This is a genomic window from Janthinobacterium rivuli, from assembly GCF_029690045.1.
GTDB lineage: Bacteria > Pseudomonadota > Gammaproteobacteria > Burkholderiales > Burkholderiaceae_D > Janthinobacterium > Janthinobacterium rivuli.
In genome coordinates this window covers 5,243,952-5,263,255 of the sequence record NZ_CP121464.1, presented here as the reverse complement: position 1 = coordinate 5,263,255, position 19,304 = coordinate 5,243,952, and the positions used below count along the sequence as shown (strand labels likewise).

Here is a 19,304-nt window from a genome sequence, read left to right as displayed (position 1 = left end):
GCAACGTTTGCTGCACTAGCCCACCAGGTTCGGGATGCCGGTAAACACCTGGCGCATGTAGTCGAGCATGACGGACAGCATCCACGGGCCGGCCACGACGAGGGCGACGAAAATGCCGACCAGCTTCGGGATGAAGGACAGGGTTGCCTCGTTGATCTGCGTGGCCGCCTGGAAAATACTCACGATCAAGCCGATGATGAGGGCGACGAGCAGCATGGGCGCGGCCACCATCAGCGTGATTTCCATCGCATGGCGGCCCAGGGTCATGACGCTTTCGGGTGTCATCGTACTTCCCCTAGTAGAAACTCTGTGACAGCGAGCCCAGCAGCAACTGCCAGCCATCGACCAGCACGAACAGCATCAGCTTGAACGGCAGCGAGATCGTCGCCGGCGACATCATCATCATACCCATCGACATCAGCACGCTGGCGACCACCATGTCGATGATCAAAAACGGGATGAAGATGGCAAAGCCGATCTGGAATGCCGTCTTCAGTTCGCTGGTGACGAAGGCGGGCACGAGGATGCGCAGCGGCACGTCTTCGGGACCCTGCAGGGCCGGCGAGCGCGACATCTTGGCGAACAGGGCCAGGTCGGCCTGGCGCGTCTGCTTGAGCATGAAGGTTTTCAGGGGATCGACGCCCTTGTCCATCGCCTGCTGCATGGTGATCTTGTTTTCCTGATAGGGCTGGTAGGCATCCGTATAAATCTTGTCGAACACGGGGCCCATGACGAACAGGGTCAGGAACAGGGCCAGGCCCACCAGCACCTGGTTCGGCGGCGCCGATTGCGTGCCGATGGCCTGACGCAGCAGGGACAGCACGATGATGATGCGCGTAAAGCAGGTCATCATCAGCAAGGCCGCCGGCAGGAAGGTGAGCGACGTCATCAGGATGAGCGTCTGCACCGGCAACGAGTAATTCTGGCCGCCGCCCGGCGCCGGCGTGCTGTTGAAGGCCGGGATGCCAGGCTGGGCCATGGCCCACAGCGGCAAGGCCAGGGCGGCTGCCGCCAGCAGCCAGGTCAGGGGAGTCTTCAAGGTGGACCACGCCATCTGCCGCTTATTTCCCATTGCGTTTTTCGATGGTCTGTTTCAGCCACTCGGAAAAATTGGCGGCCGCGGGGCCGTTTTGCGCCGTGGCCAGTTGCGGCAGGTCGCCTTCCTGGCGCGGCATGGTGGCCAGCGCGTTGATCCTGCCGGGAGAGGCGCCGACGACGATCCACTGGTCGGCCACTTCGACGAGGACGATGCGTTCGCGTCCGCCCAAGTTGAGCGAGCTGACGACGCGCATCTTGTTGTTGCCGCCCATCACCTTGGGGCCATAGCGCTTCATGAACCAGGCCAGGCCGATCAACAGGGCCAGCACGAACATCAGCGCGAAAATGGTTTGCAGCAGGCTGCCGGCCGAGCTTGTCGGCGCCATCGTCGCCGGTGCGCCGGGCGGCATGGCGGGCAGGGCGGCGGCAGGCGAGGCAGCCGCTGTAGTGGCAGGTGAGGCTGCTGGCGCCGCTGCGGCAGGCGGCGTCTCGCTTGCCAGCGCGACGGAAGCGCTGGCGGCGCTGGCCGCCGCTGGTGCGGCCGCGGCTGGCGCTTCAGCCAGGGCAATGCTGCATGCCGCCATGAGCGGCAGCACAGTGGAAATCAACAGGCCAGGCTTCATTTATTCAATTTTCGGATGCGTTCGGAAGGCGTGATGATGTCGGTCAGGCGGATGCCGAACTTGTCATTGACCACCACCACTTCGCCCTGGGCGATCAGGCAGCCGTTCACCAGCACGTCCATCGGTTCGCCGGCCAGGCCGTCGAGCTCGACCACGGAACCCTGCGCCAGTTGCAGCAGGTTCTTGATGGCGATCTTGGTGCGGCCCAGTTCGACCGTCAGCTGCACGGGGATATCGAGGATGAAATCGATATCGTTGTGCGTTTCCGACTTCGACGCCTGCTTGGAAAAGTCCTTGAACACGGCGGCGCTGGCCGCGCTGGCCGTATTGGCGGCCTGGTTCTGCAGCGCTTCGGCTTCCGCCTTGGCCTGCTCGGCAATGGCCGCGCCCCAATCGTCTTCCGCGCTTTGGTCGTCTTGGTTGTCAGACATGTGTTTCTCCTGTTGTACAGATACGGACCGCAACGCGGCCCGGGTATTTATTTAGTGGTTATTCATGTTATCGGCATTGGCCAACAACTTTTCAACCTTTAAGGCATATTGTCCGTTCAACACGCCATACGTGCAATCCATCACGGGCACGCCGTCGACGGTGGCGGCGATCAGTTCGGGAATATTCAGCGGGATGATGTCGCCCACCTTCATGTTCAGGATTTCATCGAACGACACGCGCGCCGTGCCCAGCGAAGCCACCAGCTCGACTTCGGCGATCTGGATCTGCTGCGTCATCAAACGGATCCAGCGCTTGTCCACTTCCAGCGCCTCGCCCTGCAGGCTCGAGGTCAGCGAATCGCGGATCGGCTCGATCATCGAATACGGCATGCAGAAGTGGATTTGTCCGGAAACGGAGCCCAGTTCTACCGTAAACGTGGACGCCACCACCACCTCGTTCGGCGTGGCGATGTTGGCGAACTGCGTGTTCATTTCTGAACGGATATATTCGAACTCGACGGGGAAGACCGGTTCCCACGACTTGGTATACGCCTCGAAGACGATGTCGAGGATGCGCAGGATGATGCGCTGCTCCGTCTGCGTAAAGTCGCGCCCTTCGACGCGCGTATGGAAGCGTCCGTCGCCGCCGAACAGGTTGTCGACCAGCAGGAACACGAGGCCCGGATCGAAGACCATCAGGGCCGTGCCGCGCAACGGCTTCATGTGCACCAGATTCAGATTGGTCGGCACCACCAGGTTACGGATGAACTCGCTGTATTTCGACACGCGCACGGAACCGACCGACACTTCGGCGCTGCGGCGCAGGAAGTTGAACAGGCCCACGCGCAGCAGCCGGGCGAAACGCTCGTTGATAATTTCCAACGTTGGCATCCGGCCGCGCACGATGCGCTCCTGGGTTGCCAGGTTGTAGGTACGAACTCCCGTGACATCTTCCGGCGCCTGCGCGTCGTCCTGGTCTCCGTTGACGCCCTTGAGTAGGGCATCGACTTCTTCCTGGGAGAGGAAATTATCGGCCATGGCTGCTTATTGAATGATGAATGCGGTAAATAATACGTCCGTCACGTCCTGCTCCGGCCCTTTGTCCTCGAACGGCTGGTTCACCTGATTGATGATTTCGGCCGCCAGTTGCTGCTTGCCTTCCACGGTATTGAGTTCGGACGCCTTCTTGCCGGACAGCAGCAGCAACAAGCGGCTGCGCACTTTCGGCATGTTGATCTTGATCAAGTCCATTTCTTCCGGGCTGCTGGCCTGCAAGGTGAACGCGATTTGCAGGTATTGCTCGCCATTTTCCGGCTGCAAATTGACGGTGAAGGCATCGATGGGCACGAAGACGGGCGGACCTGCCTTGGAAGCGGCATGTTTTTTCTTGCTCGGTGCCGATTCTTCTTTATCGGCCTTGCCATGCAGGAAGTACCAGGCGGCACCGCCACCGATACCGCCAGCCACCAGCACCGAGGCCAGCACGATGATCAGAAGCTTCTTTTTCGAGGCCCCGGCGGGAGCCAGGCCTGCATCTGCTTTCGGATCTGCTTTCATTTTTGGATTTGCTTTCAATGGTACTCGAGTGCATGGAAGTGGATCACGACGCCATTATGTCATTATCGGCAAATTCTGCGCAGAAGGATGCAGTGAAAAGAGGGCGGAAGCGCCCTCAACTCGCTGTTTTTAGACGAAAAGTTACGCCGTGGGGCGCGCCAGTGGCTTGCGGACGACGAATTATCCTCAGGCAAAGGTATCCACGGCACTCAGGCTGGGCCGGCTGCGTCCGCCTGTCGCCGGCGCGATGGCGATTTCGCCACCCGCCACGCCGCCACCCTGGCCATTGCCACGGCGTTCGCCCGAGGCGGCGCGCTCGCCATTGTTTTGTTGTTCCGGCGTACCTGCCGAGACGGTGGCGCTGCCAAAGGCGATGCCCGCTTCGCTCATCATTTCGCGCAGGCGCGGCATGGCCGCTTCCAGCGCCTGGCGCACTTCCGGCTGGGCCGACATGAAGGCGGCATCGGCCTGGTCATTGGTGACTGTCAGTACCACTTGCACGGGGCCCAGGTCGGGCGGATTCAGGGTCAGGGTGGCGCTCTGGTCGCCGCCAGCGGCCATCCACACGACTTTCTGCCCCAGTTGCTGGTCCCAGGCCGGCGTGCCGACCCGGCCCGTCAGCTTGTCGGCCGGCACGGCCACGGCGGCCGCGGCCTGCTGCAGCGCGCCCGGCTGCAACTGGGCCGCCAGGCGGCTCAGGTCGGCAGGGGTTTCCTTGAGGACCGGTTCGGCCACGGCAGCGCCCGCCTTGGCGGTGGCTGCCAGCTGCGCGTCGATGGCCAGCTTGCCCGGTTCGGCCTTGCCGGTCGGCACGCTGGCGCCCGGTGTGGCGGCAGCCTTGCCTTGGGCCTGGCCCAGGCTGTCGGCAAAGTCGCCGCTGTCCGCTTGCGCGGCGACGGTGGCGGCAGCCTTGCCGCTGCCCTGGCCGGCTGCCAGCAATGGCCCTGTCGCCGGGTTCTTGCCTTCTGCCTTGACGCTGGCGCGCGCCGGCAGTTCCGGCACGGCCTTGGCGGCGGCTGCCGGTGGCTGGATGGCCAGCTGGATGCTGCCTACCAGGGCCAGCATTTCGGCGGCCGGATCGGCTGGCGGCGTGACTGTCGCGGCGGGGGCGGCGGCTACGCTGGCTTCGGCCGTGGCGCTGTCGGCGGTGGCGGGTGTCGCTGCCTCGCTCGATTGCGCGGGCGGCTGTTCGCTGCTGGCCGCCTGTTCGGTGCCTGCTTGCGCCGCTTTCGCTTCGTTCGCTGGCGCCTGGGCGGGTGCCTGCGTGGCGGCGGGGCTGGCGGGACGAGCTGCCGGTGCCGGCGCCGGCGTTTGTATTTGCGCTTGCGCCATATTGCGGCTGGCCTGGCGTTGCTCGATCTGGCGGTTCAGGGTGCGCTGGAAGTCGCCCGCCGTGCCGCTGGTGGACGGCTGGCTGCGGTTGGCGGCGCCCGGCGTGGCGTTCGACGAGATAATCTGGGAAATCGGTGTTGGCTGGGTTTGCATGATGCTGCCTCAGTGTTGCTTAGCGTTTGTAATAGGCTTGTCGCGCCGCGTGCTCATCCATTGCTTTCTGGTCGCGCTTGTTTTCCAGCTTCAGCGCCTGTTCCTGCGCCCGGTTGTTCAGGGTGGTGTAGGACATGCGCTTGCGTTCGGCCAGCTGCCAGCGCATCTTTTCATTGTCGCTGCGCGCTTGCGCATGCTCGACCACTTGCTGCTGGCCCAGGATGGCGCTGTCGAGCTTGACCATGAAGGCCTGGAAGTTGCGGTAAGCCATGGGCGTGATGCCGCTGCTCATGCTTGCCTCGAAGCGCTTGGCGTAATCGTCGCGGTAGCCGGACAGCATGTCGAGCTTCTGGCGGCAATCGTCGAGCGCTTTCAGGGCCGCACCCAGGCGCTTGGCGCAGTCATCCGTTTCGCGCTGGGCAAGGTCGATCAGGGTTGCAAGTTGGGAAGGAGAGGCCATGGCTGATTATATTCCCGCTATGCAAGCCCTAATCAGTCGAATAGAGCGGTAAGTTGCCCCAAGCTCTCGTCCATGCTGACCCGCTCCGTGATTTGCTGTTGTAAAAACGCCTCGATCTTTTCATGCAGGGCAATGGCCTGGTCCAGCACGGGGTCGGTGCCGGCGCTGTAGGCGCCCACGCTGATCAGGTCGCGGCTGCGTTCATAGCGCGAATACAGCTGTTTCAGCTTGCGCGCCTGCTGCTGGTGCTCATGCGTGGTGATCGAGTGGGCGGCGCGCGAAATCGATTGCTCGATGTCGATGGCGGGATAGTGTCCCGCTTCGGCCAGGCGGCGGTTCAGCACGATGTGGCCATCGAGAATCGCGCGCGCCGAGTCGGCGATCGGATCCTGCTGGTCGTCGCCCTCGGTCAGCACGGTGTAGAAGGCCGTGATCGAGCCGCCGCCTTCCTCGCCATTGCCGGCCCGCTCCACCAGCACGGGCAGCTTGGCGAAGACGGACGGCGGATAGCCCTTGGTGGCCGGTGGCTCGCCGATGGCCAGGGCGATTTCGCGCTGCGCCATGGCGTAGCGGGTCAGCGAATCCATGATCAGCAGCACGTTTTGCCCCTGGTCGCGGAAGTGTTCGGCAATCGCCGTCGCATACGCGGCGCCCTGCAGGCGCATCAGCGGCGGCGTGTCGGCCGGCGCGGCCACGACGACGGAACGGGCCAGGCCTTCGGCGCCGAGAATCTGCTCGATGAATTCTTTTACTTCGCGTCCCCGTTCGCCGATCAGGCCGACGACGATCACGTCCGCTTCCGTGTAGCGGGCCATCATGCCCAGCAGCACGCTTTTACCGACGCCGGAACCGGCGAACAGGCCCATGCGCTGGCCACGGCCCACGGTCAGCATGGCGTTGATCGAGCGCACGCCCACGTCGAGCGTGTCGACGATGGGGGCGCGGCCCAGCGGATTGGCGGGGCGCACGTTGATGGGGGCGCTATCGGTCGTGTGCAGCGGACCTAACTGGTCGAGCGGGCGGCCCGCGCCGTCGAGCACGCGGCCCAGCAGTTGCGGCCCCACGGGCAGGTGGCGCGCGCGGTCGCTGGGGCGGCGGCGCGGGTGCGCCACGCTGCCGGGGCGGGGAATGGCCGGTTCGACGGAAAACACGCGCGTGCCGGGCACGATGCCCTCGACATCGCTTTGCGGCATCAAGAACAGGCGCTCGCCTTCAAAACCGACCACTTCCGCTTCGACCCGGCCGCCATTGGGCAGCGGCACGGTGCAGGCGGCGCCGACGGCCAGGCGCAGGCCCACCGCTTCCATCACCAGGCCGGCCACGCGCGTGACGCGGCCTGAAATCTGCATCGGTTCCACAAAGCCGACCACGGCCGTACAGTCGCTCAGGTAGGCGCGCCAGCGCGCCGCATGGGCAGTCGGGCCTTTGACGGGCTCGCTCACGGCGCCAGCCAGTCCAGGTCTTTGCCCAGCGCATGCGTCAGGCGGTGCCAGCGGGTGGACGTCTGCGCGTCGATCTGGTTGCTGGCCGTGTCGATCTTGCAACCGCCGCGTTCCACGCTGGGGTCTTCGATGACGCGCCAGCCACCTTTGTCGAGCTCATCGCCGATGCCGTCGCGTACCACTTGCGCGTCTTCCGGGTTGAGCATCAACAAGGCAGGTTGTTGCAGCACGGGCAAGTATTCGATGGCTTCGCGCACCATCGGCAGCATCAATTCGGGGCGCACGGGCAAGGCCGTCTTGAGCATGCCCTTGGCCAGTTGCAGGGCCAGTTCCATCACGTCGTTGGCGATCAGCTCGTCGGCCTGCTGCACGGCCGTGCCGAAGTCGACGGCGATGGTTTGCAGATGCGCCAGTTCCACGGCGGACGCCGCCTTGCCTTGCGCATACGACTCGGCATGGCCGTCGGCATGCCCGGCCGCGTGGCCTTCCGCATAGCCGGCCGCGCGGCCTTCGTCGAAGGCCGTGGCGCGCGCTTCTTCGCGGATGGCGTCGAGCTCTTCCTGCGTCGGATATTCGAGCGGCGGGGCCGGCTCTTCCTCGTGCAGCTCGGCAAATGGATCGAATTCCGGTTCGGGATCCGGTTCCAGCAGCTTGCGCGCCGCCACCACGCTGGGACGCTCGTCGCCAAACGAGGTCATTTCCCAGCGCTGGTAGGCGGTTTGCTGCTCTTTGGGAATCAAGTTAGACAAACGAATCCTCGCCTTTTCCGCCTAGGACAATCTGCCCCTCGTCCGCCAGGCGGCGCACGATCTGCAGGATCTGTTTCTGCTGCGATTCCACTTCCGACAGGCGCACGGGGCCTTTCGATTCCAGGTCTTCGCGCATCATCTCGCCGGCGCGCTGCGACATGTTCTTGAAGATCTTGTCGCGCAGCTCCTGCGAGGCGCCTTTCAGGGCGATGATCAGCATTTCCGACTGCACTTCGCGCAGCAGCAACTGGATGCCGCGGTCGTCGATATCGATCACGTTGTCGAACACGAACATTTCGTCCATGATCTTTTGCGCCATGTCATTGTCGTAGTTCTTGATATTGTCCATGACGGAGCCTTCTTGCTCGCCGCTCATGAAGTTCAGGATCTCGGCCGCGGCGCGCACGCCGCCCAGCGACGATTTCTTGATGTTTTCGTTACCCGACAGCAGTTTCGTCAGCACGTCGTTGAGTTCGCGTAAGGCGGCCGGCTGCACGCCGTCCAGGGTGGCGATGCGCAAGACCACGTCGTTGCGCAGGCGGTCCGTGAAATGGCCGAGGATTTCGCAGGCCTGGTCGCGTTCCAGGTGGACCAGGATGGTGGCGATGATCTGCGGGTGTTCGTTGCGGATCAGCTCGGACACGGATTGCGAATCCATCCACTTCAGCGATTCGATGCCGGACGCATCCTTGCCGCCCAGGATGCGCGACAGCAGCACGGACGCCTTGTCGTCGCCCAGCGCCTTGGTGAGCACTTGGCGGATGTATTCGTCCGAATCGAGGCCGACGGTGGAATTGAGTTCCGTCTGCGCGCGGAAGTCGCCGAGCACCTCGACCACCTGCTCGTGCGCGATGCCCTTCATGGTGGCCATGGCGGCGCCCAGTTTCAGCACTTCGCGCGGGCCGAGGAATTTCATGACCTCGGCCGCTTCGCTCTCGCCCAGTGCCAGCATCAGGATCGATGCCTTTTGCAGTCCCGTTGTCTCAGTCATTATTGCCTATCCATGCTTTGATTACGTTGGCCACCACGCGCGGGTCTTCCTGCGCCAGTTTTCTGGCCATCGCCAGGTTTTCGCGATAACCGCGCGCCGTATCTTCTTCCAGTTCTTCCAGCTCCGCTTCGCTGAGCAGGACTTCGTTTTCTTCGTCCGTCTTGGCCAGTTCCGGTTCGATGACGGGCGGCGGGGCGCCGAAATCGTCGATCTTGCGCATCACGGGGCGCAGCATCGGGCGCACGATCTTGATGAAGATATACAGCAGGATCAGGGCCGTGATGAGGAATTTCGCCAGTTCCTTGGCCAGCGGCAAGTTGGCCGGGTCGCGCCACCACTCCAGCTTGCCTTCCGGCGCGCGGTCGATGCCGTCGAAGGGCGAGTTGGCCACGCTGAAGCTGTCGCCGCGCTCCTTGTTGTAGCCCATCGCTTCCTTGACCAGATTATTGATCTGGACCATTTCGGCAGGGGAAATTGGCTTGACCGTGACCTTGCCATCCTTGTCGAAAGTACGGCGATAGTTGACGACGACGGCCACCGACAGGCGGCGCAGGCCGCCCATGGATTTCTGCTCGTAGCGCACGGTCTTGTCGACTTCATAATTCGTCGTCGATTCCTTCTGTGTCGGCGCCGTCGGCGCGCCGCCAGGTGCGCCAGGCGCTTCGGCCGTCAACGGCGCCGTCGCCACGCCTGGCGGCTGGTTCGACAGCGCGCCCGGCACGCCGGATGGGTTGGCATTGCCGGCGCCCGTCGATTCGCTCGTTTGCTGGCTGCGGATGGTCGACGCTTCCGGCGGCGAATTGGGCTTGTAGGTTTCGGCCGCCTGCTCGCTTTGCGAAAAATCAACATCGGCCGTCGCTTCGGCGCGCACATTGCCTTCGCCGACGATGGGCAGCAAGATCGATTCGACCTGCTTGATCACGCTTTGCTGCAACTGCTGCACGTACTTCAGCTGGTTCGGGTCCAGGCTCTTGATGCCGTTGGCGCGGTCCTTGTCCTTTTCCTGGTTCGACAGCAGGGTGCCGGCCTGGTCGACCACGGTGACATTGATTGGCAGCAACTCCGGCACGCTGGACGCCACCAGATGCACGATGGCGCTCACCTGCAACTGATCGAGGCCGCGGCCAGGATGCAGGTTCAGCAGCACGGACGCCGTCGGTTTTTGCTGTTCGCGCACGAAGACGGATGGTTTGGGCAGCGCCAGGTGGACGCGCGCCGTGTCGACGGCGGACACCGATTCGATCGATTTGGCCAGTTCGCCTTCGAGTGCGCGCTGGAAATTGACCTGTTCCAAAAATTGCGACACGCCCAGCTTCTGGTTTTCCATCAGCTCGAAGCCCACGTTGCCGCCCTTGGGCAAGCCTTGCGCGGCCAGTTTCAGGCGCGCGTCATGGACTTGTTCGGATGGCACGAGAATGGCGCCGCCGCCTTCGGAAAACTTGTGCTTGATGCCCAGCTGGTCCAGCGAGGCGGTGATGGCGCCGCCATCGCGGTCCGTGTAGTTCGAGAACAGGACTTTGTATTCGGGCGGCTGGTTCCACATGTACAGGGCCACGCCGATGGCGACCAGTGCCGCCACGCCCAGGCCGCGCAGGAAATTCTTGCCCATCGGCGTCTTGGCGAAGGCTTGCACGGACTCCACGGGCGAGCGGGCAGGCGCCGGTTCCGGGGGTATGCGGTTCACATCGATTTCTTCGGCTACAGCCATGATTGCCTTCCAGGGCGCGTATGTTTGGTAATGAGCGGGGGCCGCTTCCTCGGGAGGAGGGGCGATATGCAGAATTATCCGCCACTGTCACGCGCTTCAATCGTCCAAATAGAAGGCGCTTTTGCCGCCTGCTCGGCCGAGCGGCTGGCGTTGACGCTGGTATTGTGGAACCCTGGCAACATGTGACGGAAGTTATTGTACCCGTCGTTGCCTTGCAAGCCAGGGTTTTGTTCTCTGGGTGCAACAGGCATGGAACAGATATGAAGCAGACCAGAATCGGGAGGCAAAGTGAAGACAGGCGGTATCGATAGCAGCAGGATCGAGGCGATGATCGCGCAACTGAAGTCGGCGGCCACGCGGCCGGAGGCGAAAATACCGGCGATCCAGACCGAGATGCCGGCAGCGAAGGTGAATTTTGCCGATGCCTTCAAGAGCGCGCTCGATTCCGTGAGCGGCGCGCAAAAGGCCTCGTCGGCAATGGGCCAGCGCTTTACCATGGGCGATGAAAAGGTCAGCCTGTCGGATGTGATGGTATCGATGCAAAAGTCGAGCATCGAATTCCAGGCGACGGTGCAGGTGCGCAATAAGTTAGTCTCGGCATATCATGAGATCATGAATATGCAGGTTTGATACAGATAAGTGTATTGGTACGTCACGAACGCCTTACAAACCGTAGCGAGCGGAAGCCAGTTGTGGCCGAGAAGCGGAACTGTACTCTAGTACAGTGAGCATCGCAGGCCGCAAATGGCGACGCGCAGTAGGTTTGTAAGGTGTTAACCTAACCCAGCCATGCGGGCGTTGCGCTCGCGTTCAAGACGCGTAATATAGCGCTGCACGTGCGCCAGCATGCTGCGCGGCAGGTCGACGAACTGGCAGCCGAGGCGGCGGTTCAGCTTGTTGTTCAGCAAGGTCATGTCCAGCGAATTGCGAATTTGCAAAGTCGCCGTGACGATGCCGACGTCGGGCAAGTCGATGCGGCAGCCGGGATAGTCCCTGCCGATGGTCTCGCCCAGCATCAGTTTATTGTCGAGGATGGCGATGCCGCCGCAGCTGATGTCGGCCAGCGGGAACAGGGTATCGGCGCCGCCCAGCGAAGGCGGCAGGGGGATCGAGACGCGCACGGGATTGCTCACCGGTGTCGTCATGCGGTAATACTCGCGCCGCTGCAAGCGGATCAGCGTTTCTGGAATGGCAATTTTCAAGGCGGGCGTGCCGCCGTAATGGCACTCTTCCACCTGGGCGCTGGCAAACAGGATGCGGATCTTGTCGAGCGAGGTTTCAAACGAAATGCCCTTGGCGGCCAGCATGCGCCGGTTCTGGTCGGCGTTCACGGAACGGTCGAGGATGACGCTATCGTGCTCGGCATCGACTTCCAGGATGGAAGTGACGCACACATCGGATTCACCGTGGATCAGCATGCGGATCAGCTGGTTCTTTTCGCTGATACTGCGCAGCAAGGCGATGATTTCCCGCCGCGATTCCACTTCAAAATCATGCCAGTTTTCGAGGCCGGAATCCATAATATGTGCTTGCATTGATGCCTGTCTATGTATCGGTGAGGTTGACGCTGGTGTCGGGCGGCGGCGGGATCGGCCCGCCATTCGCAGATTCAATATGATATAACCAGGCCAGCAGTTCCGCAATCGCCCGATACAGGCCGGGCGGAATCTGGCGGTCCAGGTCGACATCCATCAGCAGCGCCACCAATTCCTTCGATTCATGTACGAAGACGCCGTGCTCGCGCGCCGTGCTGATGATCTGGTCCGCGATCAGGCCGCTGCCCTTGGCCACCACCTTGGGCGCCGGCGTGCCGCTCTGGTAGGCCAGCGCGACGGCCGTCTGCGGCACCTTGCGTTTGGTGTCGTCAAGCATCATCTTCTCCAGTGGCCGCCTCGGGCTTGCCGGCGATCGTCAACGACGACAAGGGCCAGCCGGCCGCGTCCAGCGACGCTTCCAGCGTCGCCGCATGCTGGCGCAAGGTGCCAGCGCTGCCTTCGCTGCCCGCCTGCAGCTGGATGGCCACTCTGCCGCCCTGCAAGACCACGTGCGCGGCCAGGTCGCCCAGCAGGGGAAACTGGAAGCGCACATTGCTGCGCCAGGCCGTCGCTTCCTCGTCGGCCTCCGTGCCAGCGTGCTGCTGGCCTTCCGGCGCATCGCGGCTGATATCCCACTGCATTTTCTGGCCGGGCCACGCTTCGCCCTGCCACTGCACGCGCGCCTGTTCGTGCGTATGCAGCTGCAAATTGATCAGTTGCGCCGAAGCCAGGTCGGTCCCTGTTCTGGTCGTCTCACCCTGGGCCGCCTTCTGCATTTGCGGCTCCAGCAGCAGCGACGCGAGCGGCCGCTTGCCTTCGGCCCATTCGGCCACATGCGATTCATAGAACAAGCCGCTGCTGCCGACGGCATCGCGCAGATTCTGCGCTACCTGGGCCGGGGCGGCGCCGGGTGTGGCCATCAGCGGCGCCTTGCCGACCAGGGACAGGGGCGCGCCGGGCACGCTTTCCGCCTGGCTGAGTACGCTGCTGATGGCGCGCGCGGTGGTGCTCAGCTCGGGCGCGGGCGTGTCGCTTGCCAGGGCGGGCAGCAGATTGGCCGGTGTCAGGGGCGCGCGGCTGAGCAGGGTGGCGGCCGTGTTGCTGGCGCGCGTGCCCGCTTGGGCGGCGCCAGCCTGGGGGCCACGTGCTTCGGCTGCCTCGGGCTCGGCTTCCGCGTCCGCATACGTCAGCAGGGCACTGGCGGGCTGGTCGCGGCTATTGCCGATTTGAAAAGAGGGACGGGGATTGATGCCGATCAAGGTCAGCGGGATTTCCGTGCCTGGCTGGGCGCCGGCGGGCAGCTGCATGCGGGCCGGCGTGCCGGCCACGCGCACGAGGAAGCTGCCGTCGCCCATGCGGGCCAGCACCTGGCCCTGCATGGATTTGCCGATCAGCCCCTGCAGCGAGCGCTGGAACTCGGCCTGGCGCGGATCGGCGACGGCGTCGGCCGCCCGCGTGGGCTTGACCGGGGTCAGGGGCGTCATGCCGATCGCATCCATCTTCGGCAACATGATAGCGGACCTTGCCCCGTGGGCGCTTACGCGCCGTAGGCGTTGGCCAGGCGCCGCTCAGTGCCGGTGCTGCTGATCAGCTTGGACAATTGCGCCATCCACGGCATGGTCAGATCGCGGATCTTGCGGTCGTCTTCCAGGATCTGCTTGATCAGGGCGACTTTGCGTTGGCGGCCGGCGCTTTCCAGCACGACTTTTTCTTCATTCGCCTTCAGCGCGGCCACATGCGCACTGATGCGCTGTTCCAGCGCTTCCAGCGCATCCCAGTCGGCGTTGGTGGCGGCGGTGACCATCTGGCCCGTCAGGGTCTGCATGGCTTCGTAGGTGGTCAGGACTTCTTGATTGGTCATCATGGGTCAGGCGCTCGCAAGGCTGGGCATACGTTTCAGGTCGGCGCCAGGCATGGCGGCGGGGGTGGCGCCGATGGCGTTCCAGGTTTCGCGCAAGTCGGTGAGCAGGCGCTGCACTTCCTCCAGCATGGCCAGATCGTTGCGGATGTTGGCCGCCAGCAGGCGCGCGCTCATGTATTCATACAGGGCGTCGAGGCCTTCGGCGATCTGGCCGCCCGCTTCCTTGTCCAGGCTGGCGCGCAAGCCATTGTCGATGATCTGGATGGCTTTCGAGATGGACTTGCCTTTTTCCGGCACATTGCCCGATTTCATGTGCATCTGCGCGCTGAGCACGGCCACCAGGGCGCCGTCGTACAGCATCACGATCAGCTTGTGCGGCGATGCCGCGCCGATGCCCGTTTCCAGGCCGACCTTGGCATAGGCGTTGACGCCGCGTTGTTGGGTTCCAAACATTTAATTCTCCTGATGATTGGGCTTAACGGTTGGCGGCGATGGCTGCCAGTTGCTGGGTCAAATAGCTTTGCGTGGACGTCAATCTGCTCAGCGTCACGTCGAGGCGCGAATACTGGGCGCGGTAGCGCGTTTCGATGTCGTTCAGTTTGTCACTGAACTTGTCGCGCTGCGTCGCGATGCTCTTGATGGTTTCGTTGAGGCCCTTGGAACGGTTGGTGATCATGCCGTCGGTGCCGAGGAAGGACGTGGCCAGGTTATTCAGCTGGTAGGCATAGCCTTGCGAGAAACTGACGGTGCCGCGCGAACCGGTGGTGCCGCCCGTGACTTCAATCTTCAGGCCATCGGCCGGGGAGCCGGCGGCGCCCGTCAGGGTCTGGCCCGAGCCGATCACCGGTTGTCCACCCAGGGTGCCGGCCACGTCCGCACCCTTGACGGGGGCGGCTGCGCCGAACAGATCGGTTGGCGCCGTGCCGGTGCCGCTGCTGATGGCGATATTCGAGACGGAACCATAGCGGCTCGACGCCAGTACCAGTTTGCCCGTACCGTCGATGGAAGCCGATACGGTGGCGCCGTTGTCGGAAAAGGCCTTCACGCCGTTGACCGATGACTGGATGATGGACGCCATCTGGGCCGGCGTGTACGTCCCGGCAGGAATGACGACCTGGGCCGTATTCTTGGCAGCGCTGGGCTCGGTGTCGTTCAGCGTGATGCTCCACGTGGTGTCGCTGCCTATCGTAGTGGTGGCCGGCAGCACGGCGGCCGAGGTGATCGAGCCCTGGCTGGCCATCGTGGTGATCGTCAGTTCATAGCTGCCGGGCTTGGTTGCGGCGGTCGAGCTGGTAAAGGCGACGTTGCTGTCCGTGGCCTTGCCGAGCGCGGAAAACAGGCCGGCGATGTCCGTGAAGTTGGCGCTGATGGCCTTGTCGAGCTTGCTGGAATCCAGGGTCAGGCTGCCATCTTTCTGAAAGGAAATGCCGACCTGGCTCAAGGTGCTCAAACTGCTGTTCAAGCCGGTAATCGGTGCGCCCAGCTGTTTGCGCAACTGGCTCTGGATCGATTGCGCGGTCGAGTCGCCCAGCAGGACGCCGCCCTTCTTGGTTTCCGGATCATAGGCCGTCATCTTGGCCATCGCCGTGTTCAGGTCGTTATACGCCTTGACGAAGGCATTGATGCTGGTCTTGACGGTGGAAGTATCTTTCTGCACCGACAAGCTGGTGCTGCCGACCTTGGCAATGCCCAGGGTCACGCCTTCGATGGCCGTATCGACGCTGTTCGACGCGCTGGTGATGGCGATGCCGTTGACGCTGAAATTCGTGTTTTGCGCGGCGCTGTTCTGTTTCAGGTTTTGCGTGCCGCTCGCATCGTAGGACAGCAAGTCGTTCAGGGCGCTGTCCGGCGGCAGGCCGTCGCTGCCGCTCAGCGAGATTTTCATCGATGAGTTGGCGCCCGTCTTCGATGAGCTCAGGACCAGATGGAACGGCTTGTCCGTGCCGTCCGAAACGATGCTGGCCGTCACGCCCAGGCCCGCGTTATTGATGGCGTCGCGGATGCCTTGCAGGGTGTTATTGGTGGCGTCGATCACCACCGTGCCCGTCGCCTGCGTGCCGTCCTGGGTAAAATTGGTGTTCATGTAGGCGCCACCGGAGCCTGCCGTCAGTCCGGCGGCGGCCGGATTGCTGCCGGCGATGGTGATCGGGCTGGCATTGCTCGAGGCCAGGTTGATGGTACTGGTCAGCGTCACGTTCGAGCCGTCATTGACCGCGTTCGAGGCGTGGCCGATGCCGCCCTTGACCGAACCCGTCACCACTTCTTCGATGTTCAGGTTGGAACCGTCGGCGCGCGTAAATTTCAGGGTGCCGTCGGCGGCCTTGCCGGTGACGGTGATGTTGGCCGCGGCCAGCGCATTCGAGACGGCATTCGGACCTTCGAGCGTCGTGTCGAGCGAGGCGGCCGTGATGCCGCCGTTGGCGGCCACGCCGTTGCCCTGGGTAACGATCTCGACGCCGCCCACCGACAGCGAATAGGTGCCATCCGCGCCCGTTTCGACGCTGCCGAAGCCGGCGAACATGGTGGCGCTGCTCGATGTCGGCTGCGCCGTGGCGGTCACGCCCGTGGTGCTGCTCTTGGCGTTGATGGCGTCGGCCAGGGCGCGCGCGCTCTTGGTGCTGGCATCGGTGGGGATGGCGGTGCCGTTGAGGATCAGCGAGCCGTTGCTGATGCCGGTTTGCGCCGTGGTGGCGCCCAGGGCGGTGCCGTTCAAACCGAAGGTGCCGCCGGTGAGCGAGCCCAACTGGAAGGAAATCGTTGTCTTGCTGCCCAGCCCGATGGTCGACAGCTTGTTGGCCATGCCGCCCGACATCAGGGTCTGCGACTGGGCCAGTTGCGTGACATTGATGTTGTAGTTGCCAGCCACGGCCTTGGCGCCGGCACTGGCGGACAGCACCAGTGGATCGGCGGGCGTGGCGCTGACGGCGCGGAAGTTATTGGTATTGGACAGGGCCGACAGCGAATTCTGGAAAGTGCTGACGGCGCCACTGAGCGTGCCCATCGCGCTGAGCTTGGCCTGGTAGGAGGCCGTTTTCTTGTCAAAAGTACCCAGCGGTGCGGCTTCGGCCGTCATCAGCTTGTCGATGATGGCATTCACATCCAGGCCGCTGGCGCCGGCGCCGATGCCGATGGATGAAAGTGTAGGTGTGATGGCCACTGAATACTCCTAGGAAAACGCTAATATAAGCTGTTATCGGCAGAATCAATCAGGACTTGAGAGGGGGATTTACCGCGCTGTTTTCAGCGGGAGCGAAAAAGCGGGAAAGGGGCAGGGGAGTGTTGCGTTAATTGCAATAAAATCGGGGCCGGATAGCCAGGCTACCGAACCCCGTGGTCATGCCGATGCGTATTGCCATGATGTCGCATGTCCGTGTGCCATGCCATCGCTATGCGCTTTGACTGATCAGCGAACCTTTGGCCGAATCGAAGGTTTTGGACAATTCCAGGGCTTCCCGGGTAGGAATCTGGCGCAGTACTTCCTTGGTTTCCTGGTCGATGATTTTGACCACCGTGCGCTGGCTGTCTTCGTCGATGGAAAATTCCAGGCCTTGCGTCTTCATTTGCGAGGACTGGTTCAATTCCGAGACGGCTTTGTCCAGCTGCTCGCGGCTGGGCTCCTTGCTGGCTTGCTGTGGTGCAACCGTGTCGTTTTCCGAGGCCATGCGTGGCGTTGCCGGGCGTGCCGGCGACGCGTCCGTCGTGCCGTAACTCTTGTCTATCCTGGCCGCGGAGGCGGCCGCTATCGTGTCGATAGTCATGGTGCTCTCCTAGTGAAAATTCCCCGGCCGAAAAAATCCGGCAGGGGAATCAGAGTCCTAAGCTGTTGCCTGACTAATCGGAGATTAGCCGCGCAGCAGGCTCAGGACGCCGTTTGGCAGCGAGTTCGCTTGCGCCAGCATGGCCGTACCAGCTTGTTGCAGGATCTGGCCGCGGGTCATGTTGGCCGTTTCCGATGCAAAGTCGGTATCGACGATGCGGCTGCGCGATGCGGACAGGTTTTCCGTGGTCGATTGCAGGTTGGAAATCGCCGACGAGAAGCGCGATTGCAAAGCACCGTATTGGGCGCGTTGGCCGTTCACCGTTGCCAGTGCAGCATCGGCAATTTTCAGTGCCAGCTGCGCGCCGTCAAACGTCGTCACGTCCAGGGTCGACACGGAGTTCAGGGTCGAACCTTGTGCCGTTGCTTTACCAATCGCCAGGCCGGTCGTGGTGGTTTCCGTGACCGAGAAGCTGTTTTGCGAATCGAAGGTCACGCGGCCGTTGACCGTGGCGGCATCGGCTGCGGTGATGATCGACGTGGCTGCGGCTTGTACTTTGCCATCGGCCTTGTAGCCGTCCACGTCGAACTTGACGTTGGCCGTCGTGCCTTGCGTCAGAGCGATATTTTCGCCCGATGCATTCGTCAGCTTCATGCCCTTGTTGACGCTGTCGTACTGGGCGGTCACGCCGGTCTTTGCCGTTTGGGCATTGATGGCGTTGATGCCTGCGGCATAGTCGGCTGCGGTCGATGCGGTGCCGCTGACGGCAAACGATACGGTGACGCCCTTGGCGTTATCCGAGCCGATGGAGAACGAATACGATTCGGCGCCCAGGTTCAGGTTGACGTCCGTTTGTGCCGTTGCCGTCACGCCCGTTTTCGCCGTTTGGCTGTTGATGTCGGCGGCGACGGATTTGGCCGTGCTGCCTTTGATGGCATCGCCTGCACCTGGTGCCGTTTCGGCGACGGCGGCCGTCGTGTCGACGGTCGTGGTGCCAATGGAGCCGGAAATCGTCAGCTTGCCGACAACTGCATTACCGACGGCATCTTTCTTGACAGCCGATGCATCGTTGGCGATACGGTTGTTGCCGTAGGTGTTGGTCAGGAAGTTCGCGCCGCTGGCGGAAATCAGCTGATTGGCATCTGCGCCGACCTGGAAGTTGGCCGTACCCATGGTGCCGTCCAGCAGCGCCTGGCCGTTGAACGAGGTGGTTTGGGCGATACGGTTCAGTTCCGAACCCAGCTGGCCTACCTCGGTTTGCAGCGCCTGACGGTCGCTCGACGAGTTGGTGGCGTTCGACGATTGAACTGCCAGTTCGCGGATACGTTGCAGGATGTCGCCCGAGCTTGCCAACGCGCCTTCAGCCGTTTGAGCCAGCGAGACGCCGTCGTTTGCATTGCGGGTGGCTTGGGTCATGCCGCGGATTTGCGACGTCATACGGTCGGAAATTGCCAGACCAGCGGCGTCATCCTTGGCGCTGTTGATGCGCATGCCGGAGGACAGGCGTTGCAGCGAGGTGCTCAGGGCCGACTGCGAGGTCGACAGATTGCGTTGCGAATTCAGGGACGAGATGTTGGTATTAATTACTGCAGCCATGATAATTCTCCAAACAGGTACTACATTGCGCTATGTGCTAGTCACTTTGGCCTGCCCCGCTGTTCCGGGA

The 19,304-nt window shown here is 62.9% G+C and carries 21 protein-coding genes; 1 reads left to right on the top strand and 20 read right to left on the bottom strand.

Translation table 11 applies throughout. The features are described 5' to 3' along the window. Nucleotides 1-15: 15 nt before the first annotated feature. From fliQ to fliF, 12 genes are all read right to left on the bottom strand, one after another. On the bottom strand, nt 16-285 hold the full coding sequence (fliQ, locus tag P9875_RS23865) for a flagellar biosynthesis protein FliQ (protein WP_035821365.1): 270 nt from the start codon (nt 283-285) through the stop codon (nt 16-18). A gap of 10 nt (nt 286-295) precedes the next feature. Then, the gene (fliP, locus tag P9875_RS23860; protein WP_370385431.1) at nt 296-1,054 is read right to left on the bottom strand and encodes a flagellar type III secretion system pore protein FliP; all 759 of its coding nucleotides are present in this window, start codon (nt 1,052-1,054) and stop codon (nt 296-298) included. Between the two features lie 7 nt (nt 1,055-1,061). Further along, nucleotides 1,062-1,661 carry a flagellar biosynthetic protein FliO gene (gene fliO, locus P9875_RS23855; protein WP_278316782.1) on the bottom strand — a complete coding sequence of 200 codons (600 nt, stop codon included), beginning with the start codon at nt 1,659-1,661 and terminating at the stop codon, nt 1,062-1,064. After that, on the bottom strand, nt 1,658-2,092 hold the full coding sequence (fliN, locus tag P9875_RS23850; protein ID WP_034754038.1) for a flagellar motor switch protein FliN: 435 nt from the start codon (nt 2,090-2,092) through the stop codon (nt 1,658-1,660). Before fliN ends, fliO begins: the two co-directional genes overlap by 4 nt. A 51-nt stretch (nt 2,093-2,143) precedes the next feature. Then, a complete protein-coding gene (gene fliM, locus P9875_RS23845) occupies nt 2,144-3,130 on the bottom strand; it encodes a flagellar motor switch protein FliM (RefSeq protein ID WP_034754035.1) in 987 nt (328 codons plus the stop codon). Between the two features lie 6 nt (nt 3,131-3,136). Further along, the gene (gene fliL, locus P9875_RS23840; protein WP_035821361.1) at nt 3,137-3,649 is read right to left on the bottom strand and encodes a flagellar basal body-associated protein FliL; all 513 of its coding nucleotides are present in this window, start codon (nt 3,647-3,649) and stop codon (nt 3,137-3,139) included. A 186-nt stretch (nt 3,650-3,835) separates the two neighbouring features. Then, entirely contained in the window at nt 3,836-5,134 is a 1,299-nt protein-coding gene (locus P9875_RS23835) for a flagellar hook-length control protein FliK (RefSeq protein ID WP_278316781.1), read from the bottom strand. 19 nt (nt 5,135-5,153) lie between these two features. Next, nucleotides 5,154-5,594 carry a flagellar export protein FliJ gene (gene fliJ / locus P9875_RS23830; RefSeq protein ID WP_035821358.1) on the bottom strand — a complete coding sequence of 147 codons (441 nt, stop codon included), beginning with the start codon at nt 5,592-5,594 and terminating at the stop codon, nt 5,154-5,156. 32 nt (nt 5,595-5,626) lie between these two features. Beyond that, the gene (fliI, locus tag P9875_RS23825) at nt 5,627-6,943 is read right to left on the bottom strand and encodes a flagellar protein export ATPase FliI (RefSeq protein WP_278318868.1); all 1,317 of its coding nucleotides are present in this window, start codon (nt 6,941-6,943) and stop codon (nt 5,627-5,629) included. Nucleotides 6,944-7,032: 89 nt separating this feature from the next. Further along, nucleotides 7,033-7,734: a flagellar assembly protein FliH gene (locus P9875_RS23820; RefSeq protein ID WP_176390725.1), complete on the bottom strand. Its 702-nt coding sequence runs from the start codon at nt 7,732-7,734 to the stop codon at nt 7,033-7,035. A gap of 43 nt (nt 7,735-7,777) precedes the next feature. Then, nucleotides 7,778-8,776, bottom strand: coding sequence for a flagellar motor switch protein FliG (fliG, locus tag P9875_RS23815; RefSeq protein ID WP_034754023.1), 999 nt, complete (start codon nt 8,774-8,776; stop codon nt 7,778-7,780). Next, nucleotides 8,769-10,484, bottom strand: a complete 1,716-nt coding sequence (gene fliF, locus P9875_RS23810) for a flagellar basal-body MS-ring/collar protein FliF (RefSeq protein ID WP_035821349.1) — start codon at nt 10,482-10,484, stop codon at nt 8,769-8,771. Before fliF ends, fliG begins: the two co-directional genes overlap by 8 nt. Before the next feature lie 327 nt (nt 10,485-10,811). Here fliF and fliE point away from each other — a divergent pair, with 327 nt between their 5' ends. After that, nucleotides 10,812-11,114 (top strand): flagellar hook-basal body complex protein FliE, encoded by a 303-nt coding sequence (gene fliE, locus P9875_RS23805; RefSeq protein WP_243420430.1) that lies wholly within the window; start codon nt 10,812-10,814, stop codon nt 11,112-11,114. Between the two features lie 143 nt (nt 11,115-11,257). Here the strand turns inward: fliE and P9875_RS23800 are convergent, their stop codons facing one another. The 8 genes from P9875_RS23800 to P9875_RS23765 all read right to left on the bottom strand — a co-directional run bounded on the left by P9875_RS23800 (nt 11,258) and on the right by P9875_RS23765 (nt 19,234). Further along, nucleotides 11,258-12,019 (bottom strand): flagellar brake protein, encoded by a 762-nt coding sequence (locus P9875_RS23800; RefSeq protein ID WP_278316780.1) that lies wholly within the window; start codon nt 12,017-12,019, stop codon nt 11,258-11,260. Nucleotides 12,020-12,029: 10 nt separating this feature from the next. Continuing rightward, nucleotides 12,030-12,356 (bottom strand): EscU/YscU/HrcU family type III secretion system export apparatus switch protein, encoded by a 327-nt coding sequence (locus tag P9875_RS23795; RefSeq protein WP_035821344.1) that lies wholly within the window; start codon nt 12,354-12,356, stop codon nt 12,030-12,032. After that, on the bottom strand, nt 12,349-13,530 hold the full coding sequence (locus P9875_RS23790; protein ID WP_176390972.1) for a flagellar hook-length control protein FliK: 1,182 nt from the start codon (nt 13,528-13,530) through the stop codon (nt 12,349-12,351). The genes P9875_RS23795 and P9875_RS23790 overlap by 8 nt, the downstream gene beginning before the upstream one ends. Before the next feature lie 26 nt (nt 13,531-13,556). Then, the gene (locus P9875_RS23785; RefSeq protein WP_035821340.1) at nt 13,557-13,883 is read right to left on the bottom strand and encodes a flagellar protein FliT; all 327 of its coding nucleotides are present in this window, start codon (nt 13,881-13,883) and stop codon (nt 13,557-13,559) included. A gap of 3 nt (nt 13,884-13,886) precedes the next feature. Next, nucleotides 13,887-14,333, bottom strand: coding sequence for a flagellar export chaperone FliS (gene fliS / locus P9875_RS23780; protein ID WP_278316779.1), 447 nt, complete (start codon nt 14,331-14,333; stop codon nt 13,887-13,889). A 22-nt stretch (nt 14,334-14,355) separates the two neighbouring features. Further along, nucleotides 14,356-17,037, bottom strand: a complete 2,682-nt coding sequence (fliD, locus tag P9875_RS23775) for a flagellar filament capping protein FliD (RefSeq protein WP_278316778.1) — start codon at nt 17,035-17,037, stop codon at nt 14,356-14,358. Nucleotides 17,038-17,266: 229 nt separating this feature from the next. Beyond that, nucleotides 17,267-17,638 carry a flagellar protein FlaG gene (locus P9875_RS23770; protein ID WP_099403002.1) on the bottom strand — a complete coding sequence of 124 codons (372 nt, stop codon included), beginning with the start codon at nt 17,636-17,638 and terminating at the stop codon, nt 17,267-17,269. Between the two features lie 84 nt (nt 17,639-17,722). Next, complete coding sequence (locus tag P9875_RS23765; RefSeq protein ID WP_099403003.1) at nt 17,723-19,234, bottom strand: flagellin; 1,512 nt, start codon at nt 19,232-19,234, stop codon at nt 17,723-17,725. Nucleotides 19,235-19,304 lie beyond the last annotated feature (70 nt).

Excerpts from the sequence above, each read along its gene's own strand:
- fliO (WP_278316782.1), bottom strand. The coding sequence starts at position 1,661 with ATGAAGCCTGGCCTGTTGATTTCCACTGTGCTGCCGCTCATGGCGGCA.
- fliP (WP_370385431.1), bottom strand. The coding sequence starts at position 1,054 with ATGGCGTGGTCCACCTTGAAGACTCCCCTGACCTGGCTGCTGGCGGCA.
- P9875_RS23785 (WP_035821340.1), bottom strand. The coding sequence starts at position 13,883 with ATGATGACCAATCAAGAAGTCCTGACCACCTACGAAGCCATGCAGACC.
- fliJ (WP_035821358.1), bottom strand. The coding sequence starts at position 5,594 with ATGGCCTCTCCTTCCCAACTTGCAACCCTGATCGACCTTGCCCAGCGC.
- fliL (WP_035821361.1), bottom strand. The coding sequence starts at position 3,649 with ATGAAAGCAGATCCGAAAGCAGATGCAGGCCTGGCTCCCGCCGGGGCC.
- P9875_RS23765 (WP_099403003.1), bottom strand. The coding sequence starts at position 19,234 with ATGGCTGCAGTAATTAATACCAACATCTCGTCCCTGAATTCGCAACGC.
- P9875_RS23795 (WP_035821344.1), bottom strand. The coding sequence starts at position 12,356 with ATGCTTGACGACACCAAACGCAAGGTGCCGCAGACGGCCGTCGCGCTG.
- P9875_RS23800 (WP_278316780.1), bottom strand. The coding sequence starts at position 12,019 with ATGCAAGCACATATTATGGATTCCGGCCTCGAAAACTGGCATGATTTT.
- fliS (WP_278316779.1), bottom strand. The coding sequence starts at position 14,333 with ATGTTTGGAACCCAACAACGCGGCGTCAACGCCTATGCCAAGGTCGGC.
- fliQ (WP_035821365.1), bottom strand. The coding sequence starts at position 285 with ATGACACCCGAAAGCGTCATGACCCTGGGCCGCCATGCGATGGAAATC.
- fliG (WP_034754023.1), bottom strand. The coding sequence starts at position 8,776 with ATGACTGAGACAACGGGACTGCAAAAGGCATCGATCCTGATGCTGGCA.
- P9875_RS23770 (WP_099403002.1), bottom strand. The coding sequence starts at position 17,638 with ATGACTATCGACACGATAGCGGCCGCCTCCGCGGCCAGGATAGACAAG.
- P9875_RS23835 (WP_278316781.1), bottom strand. The coding sequence starts at position 5,134 with ATGCAAACCCAGCCAACACCGATTTCCCAGATTATCTCGTCGAACGCC.
- P9875_RS23790 (WP_176390972.1), bottom strand. The coding sequence starts at position 13,530 with ATGTTGCCGAAGATGGATGCGATCGGCATGACGCCCCTGACCCCGGTC.
- fliI (WP_278318868.1), bottom strand. The coding sequence starts at position 6,943 with ATGCAGATTTCAGGCCGCGTCACGCGCGTGGCCGGCCTGGTGATGGAA.
- fliM (WP_034754035.1), bottom strand. The coding sequence starts at position 3,130 with ATGGCCGATAATTTCCTCTCCCAGGAAGAAGTCGATGCCCTACTCAAG.
- fliE (WP_243420430.1), top strand. The coding sequence starts at position 10,812 with ATGATCGCGCAACTGAAGTCGGCGGCCACGCGGCCGGAGGCGAAAATA.
- fliN (WP_034754038.1), bottom strand. The coding sequence starts at position 2,092 with ATGTCTGACAACCAAGACGACCAAAGCGCGGAAGACGATTGGGGCGCG.
- fliF (WP_035821349.1), bottom strand. The coding sequence starts at position 10,484 with ATGGCTGTAGCCGAAGAAATCGATGTGAACCGCATACCCCCGGAACCG.
- P9875_RS23820 (WP_176390725.1), bottom strand. The coding sequence starts at position 7,734 with ATGACCTCGTTTGGCGACGAGCGTCCCAGCGTGGTGGCGGCGCGCAAG.